At 55.3% G+C, this 12,800-nt stretch carries 9 protein-coding genes and 1 riboswitch; of the genes, 3 read left to right on the forward strand and 6 right to left on the reverse strand.

Features of this window, described 5'->3' with window-relative positions; translation table 11 throughout:
• Positions 1-37: 37 nt before the first annotated feature.
• Positions 38-394, forward strand: coding sequence for a DUF6152 family protein (locus ACO064_RS16070; protein ID WP_421828277.1), 357 nt, complete (start codon positions 38-40; stop codon positions 392-394).
• On the forward strand, positions 391-879 hold the full coding sequence (locus tag ACO064_RS16075) for a DUF6644 family protein (protein WP_421828278.1): 489 nt from the start codon (positions 391-393) through the stop codon (positions 877-879). The genes ACO064_RS16070 and ACO064_RS16075 overlap by 4 nt, the downstream gene beginning before the upstream one ends.
• A gap of 153 nt (positions 880-1,032) precedes the next feature.
• Positions 1,033-1,149, reverse strand: a riboswitch (SAM riboswitch).
• Positions 1,150-1,436: 287 nt separating this feature from the next.
• On the opposite strand, the gene ACO064_RS16080 is transcribed toward ACO064_RS16075, so the two are convergent.
• The 5 genes from ACO064_RS16080 to ACO064_RS16100 form a co-directional block, all read right to left on the reverse strand.
• Positions 1,437-2,537: a mevalonate kinase family protein gene (locus ACO064_RS16080; RefSeq protein ID WP_421828279.1), complete on the reverse strand. Its 1,101-nt coding sequence runs from the start codon at positions 2,535-2,537 to the stop codon at positions 1,437-1,439.
• A 17-nt stretch (positions 2,538-2,554) separates the two neighbouring features.
• Entirely contained in the window at positions 2,555-3,850 is a 1,296-nt protein-coding gene (locus ACO064_RS16085; protein ID WP_421828280.1) for a DUF3472 domain-containing protein, read from the reverse strand.
• 10 nt (positions 3,851-3,860) lie between these two features.
• On the reverse strand, positions 3,861-5,312 hold the full coding sequence (locus tag ACO064_RS16090) for a RagB/SusD family nutrient uptake outer membrane protein (protein WP_421828281.1): 1,452 nt from the start codon (positions 5,310-5,312) through the stop codon (positions 3,861-3,863).
• A gap of 12 nt (positions 5,313-5,324) precedes the next feature.
• The gene (locus ACO064_RS16095) at positions 5,325-8,252 is read right to left on the reverse strand and encodes a SusC/RagA family TonB-linked outer membrane protein (protein ID WP_421828282.1); all 2,928 of its coding nucleotides are present in this window, start codon (positions 8,250-8,252) and stop codon (positions 5,325-5,327) included.
• Between the two features lie 135 nt (positions 8,253-8,387).
• Complete coding sequence (locus tag ACO064_RS16100) at positions 8,388-9,758, reverse strand: Gfo/Idh/MocA family protein (RefSeq protein WP_421828283.1); 1,371 nt, start codon at positions 9,756-9,758, stop codon at positions 8,388-8,390.
• A 239-nt stretch (positions 9,759-9,997) separates the two neighbouring features.
• Here ACO064_RS16100 and ACO064_RS16105 point away from each other — a divergent pair, with 239 nt between their 5' ends.
• The gene (locus ACO064_RS16105) at positions 9,998-11,020 is read left to right on the forward strand and encodes a LacI family DNA-binding transcriptional regulator (RefSeq protein WP_421828284.1); all 1,023 of its coding nucleotides are present in this window, start codon (positions 9,998-10,000) and stop codon (positions 11,018-11,020) included.
• A 275-nt stretch (positions 11,021-11,295) separates the two neighbouring features.
• On the opposite strand, the gene ACO064_RS16110 is transcribed toward ACO064_RS16105, so the two are convergent.
• Positions 11,296-12,774: a xylulokinase gene (locus ACO064_RS16110; RefSeq protein WP_421828285.1), complete on the reverse strand. Its 1,479-nt coding sequence runs from the start codon at positions 12,772-12,774 to the stop codon at positions 11,296-11,298.
• Between the last annotated feature and the right edge of the window lie 26 nt (positions 12,775-12,800).

Below are 12,800 nucleotides of genomic sequence, written 5' to 3' on the forward strand. Positions count from 1 at the left end.
CTCTTTCATCTATATTCCAACATAACCCCAAACTCCCATGACCTTACTGAAAAATTGCTCGTTCGCGCTGCTCCTGTTTTTGGGAACCGCCTTTGCGCCCCTTCACCACGGCTGGGGTGATTATGACCAGACCAAAGTGCTGGATTATACCGGCACCATCGAGGAATCGAAGTATGAAAATCCGCATGCCACGGCCAAAGTGAAAGACAAGGACAAAACCTGGCTGGTTTATCTGGCTCCCACGAGCCGGATGAACGAACGGGGCGTAAGCGCGGCCATGCTGAAAAAAGGCAGTTCGTTGCGGGTGGTCGGTTATCCGCATAAAACCGTCAAAAACGAAATGCGGGCGGAGCGAATCTTCATCGACGGGAAGAAATACGAACTGCGTAAATGAGGCTGGGCGTTCCCGTCGAGTGGCTGCAAAGCATCGAAAATAGTACGCTGGCCGTTGCGATCCGTCAGTCGCTGTGGCTGTATCCGGCGCTGGAAATCGTGCACATTGTCGGGATTGTCCTGGTGGTGGGCGGAGCGTTTCTGTTTGATTTCCGGTTGCTGGGGTTTTCCAAACAGATACCGGTTGCCGATCTGGCCACGCACGTCCTGCCCTGGTCGCGGAGGGGATTGATTCTGGTGATTCCGTCCGGGTTACTGCTGTTTAGCACCAATGCTGAAGCGCTGGGAAAAGACCCGACTTTCTGGCTAAAAATGGGGCTGTTGGCCGTTGCTGGCATCAACGTGGCGGTTTTTCACCGAATCACCTTTCGATCCCCAACGGGCTGGCAGGCCGGTCAAACGCCGGTAGCGGCCAAAGCGGCCGCTCTGGGTTCCATCCTGTTATGGCTGGGAACCATTGCCTGTGGCCGCTTGCTGGCCTATTGAACGAAAAAGGAAGACTGAAAATGCGAATAGCCAACGACGCTGATCGTTGGCTATTCGCTTGTGTGGAGTGTGACTTACCGGACTGGACAAAGGTGCCAGTCCTGATCGGGGTCACAACGTTGCTTCGTTGTTTGCGTTTTCATGATGGTTGTTAATTTATAGTTCCTAACTTATTTAGGCAGGTTAGCACTGATTCCACCGGGTCGCCCGACCGTCTGGAAAGTTGCTAAGGGTTCATCGAGCCTGTCTCTCCCCCTTTCTGTATAAATCTCGAACCGGCGCACCGGCAACTACTAGTTACCAGAAGTAGTAATTGAGATAACGATACAAAAGTAAAACACGGATTTTTAATTTCCAAACTAAATCTATATTTTTTGTAGGGTAATGGTGCGATAAATAAATGTGCGATGTGGAGCGTCTCGTAGAGACAGAATGTTTATGGGTGTAATAGCCATATTAGGGGTTGCCTACCTACGGCAGGCGGCTAAAAGCATCAGTAGCTGTTCCTACAAACATCAGATGCCTACGGCATCGGAACAACGCTCAATGTGTCAGGCTTAATCTTCAACCGGCAGTGGTTGCGGCAGAACCGAAACCCCCTGATCGACCCGGATGATGTATGCCTTTCCGCCCGCCCGCTCGATGGCTTGGGCCACGGCTTCCGGTTTTTCGGGCGCGTAGGCAAACATACAGCCTCCGCCACCCGAACCGTTGATTTTCCCGCCGTAAGCACCGGCCTTGAGCGCTTCATCGATCATCCGGTCGATTTTTGAAGTCGAAACGCGCTTGGCATTCCGGAGACTGGTCTGGTGGATGGTAAGCAAGGCGCCCAGCCGCTGGTGATCGACGGTTCCGGTTTTGAACATCGCCAGAGCCTCCCGCAAGACGTCGCGGTCGGAGAGGTTGCCCTTCAGCAACGCCATTTCATCGGGCGTCAGGATCGACCGGTATTCGTCGGCGGCTTCCAGCGGGTAGGTCGTGAGCAAAAAGGCCGGGTCGTGCTGCTTAATTTTTTCCATCGCCCGCAGCATCCCGAATTTGACGTGTTTCAGAACGCCGATGGTGTCTTTCGGCTGGCGTGAATCGCCCAGCACGAACGCGCCGAGCTGCGGCTGAAAAGATTCAAGATGAATTTTCGGAACGGATTCGAGGTAAATTACGCCCCCAACCGCCGTGGCATAGTGGTCCATCATGCCGCCGGGTTCGCCAAATTCCAGCACTTCGGCGGCATAAGCGAGTTCCGCCAGCTTTTCGGGGGCCAGCGTTTGCGGATTGTCGGCAAATTGAGTGAGAATCGCCAACCAGGTGATCAGCAGGGCCGAGGAACTGGACGTACCCGCATTGATGGGAATCTCGCCCCGGATTTCGCCCTGAATTCCGGTCGAAAACCGGAAACCTTCCCGCAACAGAATGTTGACCGCGCTGCGGAAATAATCCCGGTCTTGCCGGTACGTCAGCGGAAGCGTTGCCAACGAAAACCGTTCTTCAGCGTCGATGTCGGGCAGAAACAGCCGAACCTCCGGCCTGGTGGTGGGTTCGGCGGTAATCCGGATGCGTTGGGAAATAGCAGCGGCAATAACGGGCAAGCCCAGATAATCCTGGTGTTCTCCGAATAAACAGATGCGACCCGGCGTGGATATAGACAGCGGAAAAGACATAATCAAACAATCACAAATTAGGGTAATCGGGAAAAATCAATCAATGGGGCTTTTTTGAGCGGTTTCCGGGTAAAATCGGTATTGAGCGGTACGTTGTCATCAAAAAAACCGCAATTCCTGAGGAAAAATTGACTGGTTGGCGATAAACCGCCCGCATAATCCTGCCGAAAACCGGCCCGGGCGGTGGCATCGCCGGTAAATTTGGCGCTTACCAATTCCTGCCAGACGCCTTCTTTGCTCCGAACCCACTGATTACCAAAAGCAACCTGACGCGTTAGGTTACCGGTATTGGGCATAAAATTCTCCAGAAAAGAGTGGGGCGATTTCAGGTACGTCGTCGTCTTCGGGCGTTTGAAACTGGCGATCAACTGCCAGTCTTTGTCCTCAGCATCCGAGAAATAGGCCGTGTAGGTGGTATACCCGTTTTCCGTTGGTCGGCCCCGGAGCAAAAACCGGTAGGTTCGGCCCGCTTTCCAGTTGTAGCGCAGGTAACTTTGTCCGCCGGACCCTTCGTTTCCGAAATCATTGGTCGTTACGCTCTCCCCTTTTTTCTCCAGCAGGATTTTCTGATCGTCGGGAATGTCTTTCGGATTGTCGGTTTTGAACGGACTCCAGACCGAGAACAAAATTCGCCGTTCGGTCGGCGAATTGACCTGCATCCCGAAATAGCCCTCCGCAAAACCGTTGGCCATAAAGTAGGAACCCAGCACGTCGCTGCCTTCCGGAACCGTGATTTCGTTGTAAAACCACTCCGAATCGGAATTTTCCGGTGCGGTATATTTCAGATGAACCGACGGGCCGCGCCGACCCCAATGGAAATAATTGCCCTGGTTGTTGCGGACAAAAACCGTCTTGTCATCGACTAAATCCCCGCTTATTCCCAGTTCACGAAGCTGCCCAAACGCCGGGCCGGATTTGCTGAGTCCTTGCAGATCAATCCGGACGTAGCCCGGTTTTTGAACGGCCCATTCGCCGACGTAATAGTCCTTATCCGCACTGCCGCTGGCCGAAAACTCGACCGGTTTCCCCAATACACTCACGCGGATCTTGCTTTCGCTTTCGGGAACGCTCATCATGGCCGACAGTTTCAGCGTTCCGGCGCGGTCGAACCGGACGTAGGTGGAAACGACACTTTCCGGATGGGTCCAGCCGGTCAGGCCGTCGTTGGTGATTTTTTCGGGCGAATGAGATGGTTTCGACACCCAGGCGTTGCCGCCGATGGGAACCGACCGGCGATTCGCATCGTGCGAATCGCCGGTCAGCGTGAAAAACCAGGTACTCACTAAAAAAAGGATCGGATTCAGGATAGTCATTAGACGGTTACTACAAGGGATTCTGTTTCAGGTTGGAATTTAAGATAATTTCCGCTTCCGGAATCAGGTGAACCACTTGTTTGTCGGTCGCCGGAACGGTTTGCTGGCCGGTTGTGGTGTTGTGATAACCGGGATAATTCCGAACCAGGCTCCGGCCGTTGCGGTAGAGGTCATACGCCCGGTGGCCCTCAAACGCCAGTTCCAGCCGACGTTCCTGCAACACGACGTCCAAAACCGTCGGTAATCCTTTCAGATCAGATGCCGAATACAGTTCGGTGCCGGTCAGACCCGCCCGTTGCCGAATCAGGTTGACATCCGCGATGGCTTTGTCCGTGGCACCGGTTTTGGCGTAGGCTTCGGCCCGGTTCAGATACACTTCCGAAAGCCGCAGTAAAATCGGTGAGCTGAGCGTGGCAATACCGCCCTGGTTGGAAAACTTCGTGACGTACACTTTGTCGATGCCGTTCCGCTTTTCCTGCGCGCCCTGTGCCGTCAGTTTCCGAACCAGAAACGTCCGCCGTTTGTCATTCGCGTTTTTGTTCACCAGATCCTGGTAATCCTGCGAGGCATAGACCTCGCCCCAGCCAACACCGCCCGGCGACGTGTACAGCATCGAACCCAGCGAACTCCAGGCGCGGTCGTCTTTCAGCGTGTGTTTAATGGCCAGAATGACTTCCTTGTTCTGCTCGTTTTCCACCGTGTAAAAATCAGGAACCTGCGTCGGTGTCGCCAGCGAAAACCGGTTTTCTGCAATCACCAGATCGGCGTATTGGATGGCGCTGGCGTTGTCATTCATGTACAGATACACCCGCGAAAGCAGCGCGTTGGCGGCCGCAGCCGTGGCATAACTGCTGGTGCGCGTCACCGTCATCAGCTTGGCGGCTTTCTGCAACTCGCCGACCACAAACGCATAGACCTCTTTCACCGTCGCCCGGGCGGCATTGTCGTCTGCTTTTGCGTCGGTTTTGATGATCACGCCCAGATTCGTCTCCGGACTTTGGGCATACGGCCGTCCGAAAAGCCGGACCAGCTCGAAATGGACCATGGCGCGCAGAAAGATGTTCTCGCCCAGAATCTGATCCATTTCCTTCGATGTTCCTTCCTGAACGGCTGCAATTACTTTGTTCGCGCCGACAATAACCTGGTAGGCTTTGCGGTAAATCTGGAGCGCGTTGGCCTGGTCGGAGGTGTGCCGGTACGTATACGTCAGAAAAAGTGCATCGGTAGTGGTTCCGCTCAGGGTTAGGTTATCACCCGGGTATTCGTTCATAATGAACAGGTTACGGGTGTAGTCGGATTCTTTTAGGAAGGTGTAATTTCCGTCGGTAGCCGCCCGCAGACCCTGCGCCCCTTGCAGAATGGCTGACTCGGATAACCCGTTATACGGAGTTGTATCAATTTCACAGGAGGTGGTTACCACCACACAGCCCAGCAACAAAAAGCGCGAAAGAGAGAAGTTCATGGGTGTTGATGATTAAAAGTTAAACTGAAGACCAAAAACCAGTTTCCGGCTGAACGGGTATTTCGTTCCTACTTCGCCCGTTTCGGTTACGTCCGGGTCAATACCCGAAAACTTCGTGATCGTGAACACGTTATCCGCCGAAACCGACAGCCGGACGCCGTCCAGTTTGGCTTTACTGACCAGCGCCGTCGGCAAATCATAGGTCAGGCTGATGTTCCGCAGACGGAGGTAATTGCCATTTTCCAGAAACCGCGACGACGGGCGCTGGGCGTTGTTGTTCCCGCCGATGACGTACTTCGGATGGGTGGCAATGTCGCCGGGTTGTTCCCAGCGGCTCCAGCCCTCCTGCAACGCCATGAGGTTATAGCGGTCGTAGGCGCCGTCGTTGTCGAACAGGTTGCGGTCGCCGTTGTAGAGAATGGAACCGGTGCTGTAGGTAAAGAACGCGTTCAGTTCCAGCCCTTTCCAGCTCAGCACCTGCCGAAAACCGCCGAACAGTTTGGGGTTGGCGTTGTTGCCGATAAACTGGATCGTGGCATCATTGTAGTTGTTCGTCGTAGTACTGGTGCCGTCGGTGCCCACTTTTTCCCAGAGCGGTCCACCGGTTTGCGGATCGACGCCCATCCACCGGCGCATATACCAGCTATTGAGCGGCTGATTGAGCGCGTAAGGGCGTTGGCCGTTGGCCACCAGCACGCGGTCGCCATAGAGAGCCGTCACCTCGTTTCGGTTCAGACCGGCGTTGATGTCCATGCGCCATTTCAGGGCGGTTTTCTGCAAAATGTCGGCCGACAGAACCACTTCAAGTCCTTTGTTCCGAACCGCGCCCACGTTTTCTGTAATGAACGTGTAACCGCTGGTGGCCTGAAGCGGGCGGTTGAACAAGAGGTTGTTGGTCAATCGGTTGTAGAGGTCGACGGTGAGCGAAATCCGGTTCCACAAACTGGCGTCGATCCCGAAGTTGGTATTGTTCGACACTTCCCACGACAGATTCGGGTTTTCGATGCGCGTCGGGTAGGCCGACGGAATACCGGCGTACTGGCCCGTCAGGTTGTACAAACCTTGGGAAGCGTAATCGTTGATGCCGTCGGCGTTGCCGGTGGTTCCGTAGCTCAACCGGAATTTGAGGTTGGTCAACAACGGATTGCTGCGCAGAAACGCTTCGTTGGAGGCATTCCAGGTCAGGCCGACCGCGTAGAAGTTGCCGTATTTCTTATCCCGCCCGAATTTGGACGAACCATCCCGGCGGAACGAGGTCGTAACGAGGTATTTATCCTGATAGCCGTAGTTGGCCTGGAACAGATACGACGAGAACGCGTTGTCGGTTTTGGTTCCGCCGATGGTTTCGGGTTGCGAGGTTGCATCCAGAATGCTCAGGCCGGAAAAAATACCTTTTCCAGTGGCCGCCAGTGATTCGTAGTAGTAGGTCTGGTATTCGTAACCCGCCAAACCGTCCAGTGTATGTCCGCCGTTGAAACTATGCCGGAAGCGCAACAGGTTCGACGTCAGCAAAGTATAGTCGCGGGTGTTGGTTCTGGACAGCCGTCCCTGCACATCCAGGGCGCTCGGCCCGCGCATGTCCTGACTGCTCTGGCTGCCGTAATAGCTGGTTTGGGCGCGGTTGGTGGTCGTCAGCGTCAGCCAGGGCAATACGTCGTATTCGGCTTTGAACAGCAGGTCGCCCGACAGCGTGTTTTCCTTGAACGTGTTGAACTGGCGGTTGTAAATGAAGTTGGCGTTATCGCGGCCATACCATTTTTTCGCACCGGTAACGGGGTTATACGGTTGCCCGTTGTAGTACGGATCGTCGTAGGGCAGGTAGGTATAAGCGGCATAAAGACCGCCGTTGCTGTTGTCGTAGCCGCGCGTCGACAACCCGGCCCCGTTGACATTCACCCGAAATTTGTCGCTGATGTTGTGGCTGAAGTTCAGCCGTGCGCCAAACCGGTCGAGGCCGGTTCCCTGCAAAATGCCCTGCTCCTTGTAGTAGTTCCCGCTCAGGAAGAACTTGGTTTTGTCGCTGCCACCCGCTGCACTCAGTTCCGCGAGCGTGTTGCTGGCCGTCCGGAAGGCCTGGTCGAACCAGTTGGTGTTGGCATTGGCTTCGGGCGTGGGCAGATAATCGTTGAGAACGCCCGTGGGCCGGTCGCGCTGAAATACTTTTTTCTGCAAATCATACAGTTGCGGGCCGTCCAGCAACCCGAAATTCCCCAGGCTCAGCGTGCCGACACCCTGATTCAGTCGGGCAGTCAGGCGGGTTTTTCCGGAAACGCCCCGGCGGGTGGTGATGACGATAACGCCGTTGGAAGCCCGCGCTCCGTACAGAGCCGTGGCCGAAGCATCTTTCAACACGGTGATCGATTCGATGTCGCTGGGGTTGGGAATACCGCCAATCACACCATCGACCACATAGAGCGGATTGGAACTGGCCGTGAGCGTTCCAACGCCCCGAACAAGCACTTTGGGTGTGCTGCGCGGGTCGCCGGAACTGTTGCCGACAAAAACCCCGGCCGCTTTGCCCTGCAGCATCTGGCCGACGCTGTTGGCCGTTACATCTTTCAATTCTTTGGCCGTCACCACCTGCGCCGAACCCGTCAGGTTACGCTGGTTGGTGGTGGTATACCCCATCACGACCACCTCATCGAGCATGGTGTCGGCTTTTTTGAGGGTAATCTCGACTGTCGTGCGGTTTCCGACCGTTACGGTGGTTCCCTGGTACCCAATAGAGCTGATTTCCAGCACGTCCGTTGGCGTTGTGCGGACGGTGAAGTTGCCTTTGTCGTCGGTGGTGGTGCCCTGTGTGGTGCCTCGGACGATGATGGTGGCGCCCGGCAGCGGTTGACCGGCATCGTCGCGGATGGTGCCCCGCAGGCTTGACTGCGCATAACCGCAAACGGTTATGGATAGCCACAGGAGTAAACTTACGGAAAGCTGTTTCATGGGTTGGAAGATTGATAAAGTGGAGAATTAAGATGCAGAAGGCAAAGGGCTTAGGGCATTCGGTAAAGGCAAGGGGAGGGTAGCCTGGTCAAAACCGGAGGGTTTTGACCAGGTGGGATAGTTGAGCAAATCAGATCAATAAATTTCGTTCAGACCAAAAATAGGGCGGTTGGTTTTCCATTTTCCCCGCGTGAAATCCGGGATTTCGATGGGTTTGCTGCCCTGCGCAATGGATTGTTCGGATAACGGACTGATGGCACTCCAGACGGCGGCATCGTAGACGTCGATCGGTGGGGCAGTCTGGGCTTTGATGGATTCGATGAAGGCCCGCATCACGAAAAAGTCGATACCGCCGTGGCCGCCACTCTGGGCCGTTTGGCCGTGTTGTTTCCAGAGCGGGTGGTCGTATTTATCCTGGTAGGCAGCGAACGGTTCCCACTGGTGCGGTTTCGGGCTGGTTCCTTCGAGGTAAATCGTTTTGCCATCATCCATCCAGATACCCTGCGTTCCCTGCGCCCGGAAACCGAGTGAATAGGGGCGGGGGGAGTTGGTGTCGTGCATGATGACGATGTTCTCGCCATTCGCGCAATTGACCACGGTGGTAACCACATCGCCCAGCTTGAAATTGACTTTGGCGTTGGGATGATCAGGGCCGCCCTTGTCGACCACATATTTGTGCAGGCTGCGGGCTTTGGTCGCGGTTGAGGTCAGGGACAAAAACCGGTTACCCCGGTTGATGTCCAGCCAGTGAGCGACTGGCCCCAGACCGTGCGTGGGGTACAGATCACCGTTGCGATCGACGGAATGCTGGGTCCGCCAGCGGGCTTCGGAATAGCCTTTGGCGCCAAATTCGACACCTTCTTTGCCCATGCCGCCATTGAACTTGACGTTCCGCAGGTCGTGCTGGTACCCGCAGTGGGCATACAGCATTTCGCCGAACATGCCCTGACGAATCATGTTCAAAACCGCCAGCACATCGCGCCGGTAGCAGACGTTTTCCAGAATCATGCAATGCGACCCGGTTTTTTCGAATGTATTGACCAGGTCCCAGGATTCTTTCAGCGTGACCGTCGCCGATACTTCCACGCCGGCATATTTCCCGGCTTTCATGGTGGCAACGGCCATCGGCACGTGCCATTCCCAGGGCGTAGCAATCACGACGCCGTCGATGTCGTCGCGCTTGAGCATATTCACAAAATCCTCACCGCCTTTCGTGAAAGCAACCGGCACTTTTTTGCCGCTTTTTTCGATCATGGCGTTGGTGCGGCTGATGGCTTCCGGATCGGGATCGCAGATGGCCGTAATCACCACATCGTCGCGGAAAAGGGCCTGGCGGACGTGGCTGCGGCCCCGCGAACCGACCCCGATAAAAGCGAGACGAACCTGTGACAAAGCCGCCGGTTTCGAAGCGGCAGCGGCCGGTTCAAACAGCGAAGGAATAAAGGGCGCAGCAGCGGTGCTGAGGGCGGCCGTACGCAAAAAATTTCGGCGGGAAGAAACAGGCATAGGAGGAGTTAGCTGAGTGGACGAATGCGTTAGGTTGAGGGTTCAGGTTCAATTCCATGCTGAAATTGGAGAAAAGCCGGCAATCAATCAATCGAAACCGCGGCTTCACAGCTCTGATTCTGACGGGTTTGGCTTGCGCAAACGTTTGTTCAGACCTGCGCAAACGTTTGTGCAAAACCGAAGGAAATTTTGCGTTTTTTAGGAATAAGAGTAAATTGTAAGGCTGAACAGGACGCGCGATGAAGGATGTTATTACAATTAAGGAGATTGCCCGGCAATTGCGTGTGTCGCCATCCACCGTGTCCAGGGCTTTGCAAAACCACCCCCGCATCAGTGTACACACCCGCGATGCTGTTCATGCGCTGGCCGATCAGTTGAAATACCTGCCCAGCACGACGGCCCGCAATCTCCAGCGGGGCCGAACGGGCGTGATTGGGATGGTGTTGCCGGAAATTCGGGAGAACTTCTTTTCGGAAGTGATCAATGGCGTGGAAGAACTGGCGTTTGAACACCAGGTGACGGTGGCGCTTTATCAATCGCACGACCGGTTTGATCGCGAGAAGCAGATACTGACGGTTTTAGCCTCCAATCGGGTCGATGGCGTGTTGCTGTCGGTTGCCAAAGAAACCCAGCAGACCCACCACATTCAGGAGTTACTGGATCGCCAGATTCCGCTGGTGCTGTTCGACCGCATTCCGCCCCACATTGCGGCCCATCGGGTCGAGTGTAATATGGAAAAAGGCGCCTATGAAGCCACCAAATGGCTGGCCCGGCGCGGTCATCGACGCATCGCGCTGCTGAACGGGCCGCACACCCTGGTGGCCAGCGAGGAGCGGTATCGGGGGTATATCAACGCGCTGGTAGAAGAAGGATTGCCTGTCGAAAACGCCCTGATCAAGCGCAGCGACCTGACGACGCCGGAAACCGTCCTGAAAATGAATCAGCTTTTGTCATCGCCCACCCGGCCGGATGCGGTCTTGACGTTCAACGATTATGTCGCGCTGGATGCCATGCAGGTGTGCCGGAGTTACGGGCTGGTCGTCAATCAGGATATTTCGTTTGTCAGTTTTGCCAATCTGCCGCTCAATACCTACCTCGAACACCCGCCCCTGGCGTCGGTCGAACAGCATCCGTACCAAATTGGGTTTATGGCGGCCGAAATTCTGCTCAACGTGATCAACGGAAAGATTGCCCCGACGGATTTGCAGAACGTGATTCTGGAGCCCGAATTGGTGGTTCGGGAACAGAGTGCGGTTTTCTGAGCTTAGCTTTTTCTGATTAGTCTAACCGTCGATCCCGAAACCTTTCAATTTACCCCGGAGGGGTGTACTGTTAATAGGAAAATCGTATCAATAGTGGTTCAAGCTCCGTCAGGAGCGCCCTGACAACGCCAGGATGTAGAACGCCCCTGCCGGGGCTTAAATCCATCGCAGATACCGTTTTCCTATTAACAGAACACCCCTCCGGGGTAATAAAAAACAACGCCGACTGTTGACATTAAACCTTTCCAGGGTAAATAAGTAGATTCCAATTATGATCACCCCACTAGCACATTCCGCCATTTTTCATACGCATCGCGGTAGGCTTCCTGCGCCCGCATATCCGGTTCGATGGTGCGCGTCACTTTCAAACCGGTAAAGGCTTCCTGGCGGTTTTTATAAATGCCCAGTCCCAATCCGGCTCCCCGGGCGGCACCCTGCGCACCGTCGGTATTGAAAAGCTGGATTTCGGCGCCGGTCAGGTTCGCCAGCGTGTCACGGAAAAGCGGACTGAGGAACATGTTGGCTTCCCCGGCGCGAATGGTTTTCAGACCAACGCCCACTTGCTCCATGACCTGAATGCCGTAATAAAAAGAGAAGACAATGCCTTCCTGAGCAGCGCGAATCCAGTGGGGGAGGCTGTGGCGCGTCAGTTGCAACCCGTGGAATGAAGCCCCTAAATCGCGGTTTTCCAGCACGCGTTCGGCACCGTTGCCAAAAGGCAGACACAGCAAACCGTCGGCACCTACCGGCGCGTGAGCCGCCAGATCGTTCATTTCGGCATAACCGACTGTGCCCCGCAGCAGGTGATTCCGCAGCCAGCTATTCAAAATACCGGTGCCGTTGATGCAGAGCAAAACGCCGTAGCGCGGGGCTTCGGGCGTGTGGCTGACGTGCAGGAACGTATTGACGCGGGATTGCGGGTCGTATTTGGCCTGATCGCTGACGCCGTAGACGACGCCCGACGTACCCGCCGTGGCGGCAATTTCGTTGGGTTCCAGTACGTTGAGCGAAAAGGCGTTGTTGGGCTGGTCGCCCGCGCGGTAGGTAACGGGCGTACCGGTGGCCAGGCCCAGATCGCTGGCGGCTTTCGACGTCAGTTCGCCCTGGACGGAAAACGTCGGCTTGATGTCGGCAATGAGTGAGGGGTCGAAACCAAAATAGTCCAGCAGAAAATCCGCCGGTTTTTCGTTCTGAAAATCCCAGAGAATGCCTTCCGACAAGCCGGAGGGCGTGGTGACGATTTCGCCGGTCATGCGGGCGGCCAGATAGTCGCCGGGCAGCATGAACTTATGAATTTTGTTATAAATCGCCGGTTCGTTTTCCTTCACCCACGCCAGTTTGGCGGCCGTAAAGTTGCCCGGCGAGTTGAGCAGGTGTTGCAGACTTTTCGTGCGACCCACGGTTTCGAAGGCTTTTTCTCCGTAGGAAACCGCCCGGCTGTCGCACCAGATGATTGACGGACGCAGCACGTTCAGGTCCTGATCGACGATCACCAGACCGTGCATCTGGTACGAAATGCCGATGGCTTTCACGTCTTCCGGTTTCACGCCGGTTTTCGATAACACGGTTTTGGATGCCAGACAGGCGTTTTTCCACCACGCATCGGGGTTTTGCTCGGCATAGCCCGGCAGGGGCGCGTCGATGGGCATTTCCGATTCGGGGAAAAACGCGGAGGCCACCACCGCACCGGTTTCAACTTCGAGCAAACAGGCTTTTACGGACGAACTGCCGACATCAAATCCAAGAAGATACATTTTCTACACAAGGTTCAGATACAACT

Origin of the sequence: Larkinella sp. (assembly GCF_965227735.1) — a bacterium.
Classification (GTDB): Bacteria; Bacteroidota; Bacteroidia; order Cytophagales; family Spirosomataceae; genus Larkinella.

Bases quoted from the DNA above. Each gene is read 5' to 3' on its own strand.
- ACO064_RS16070 (WP_421828277.1), top strand. From the start codon at position 38: ATGACCTTACTGAAAAATTGCTCGTTCGCGCTGCTCCTGTTTTTGGGA.
- ACO064_RS16075 (WP_421828278.1), top strand. From the start codon at position 391: ATGAGGCTGGGCGTTCCCGTCGAGTGGCTGCAAAGCATCGAAAATAGT.
- ACO064_RS16080 (WP_421828279.1), bottom strand. From the start codon at position 2,537: ATGTCTTTTCCGCTGTCTATATCCACGCCGGGTCGCATCTGTTTATTC.
- ACO064_RS16085 (WP_421828280.1), bottom strand. From the start codon at position 3,850: ATGACTATCCTGAATCCGATCCTTTTTTTAGTGAGTACCTGGTTTTTC.
- ACO064_RS16090 (WP_421828281.1), bottom strand. From the start codon at position 5,312: ATGAACTTCTCTCTTTCGCGCTTTTTGTTGCTGGGCTGTGTGGTGGTA.
- ACO064_RS16095 (WP_421828282.1), bottom strand. From the start codon at position 8,252: ATGAAACAGCTTTCCGTAAGTTTACTCCTGTGGCTATCCATAACCGTT.
- ACO064_RS16100 (WP_421828283.1), bottom strand. From the start codon at position 9,758: ATGCCTGTTTCTTCCCGCCGAAATTTTTTGCGTACGGCCGCCCTCAGC.
- ACO064_RS16105 (WP_421828284.1), top strand. From the start codon at position 9,998: ATGAAGGATGTTATTACAATTAAGGAGATTGCCCGGCAATTGCGTGTG.
- ACO064_RS16110 (WP_421828285.1), bottom strand. From the start codon at position 12,774: ATGTATCTTCTTGGATTTGATGTCGGCAGTTCGTCCGTAAAAGCCTGT.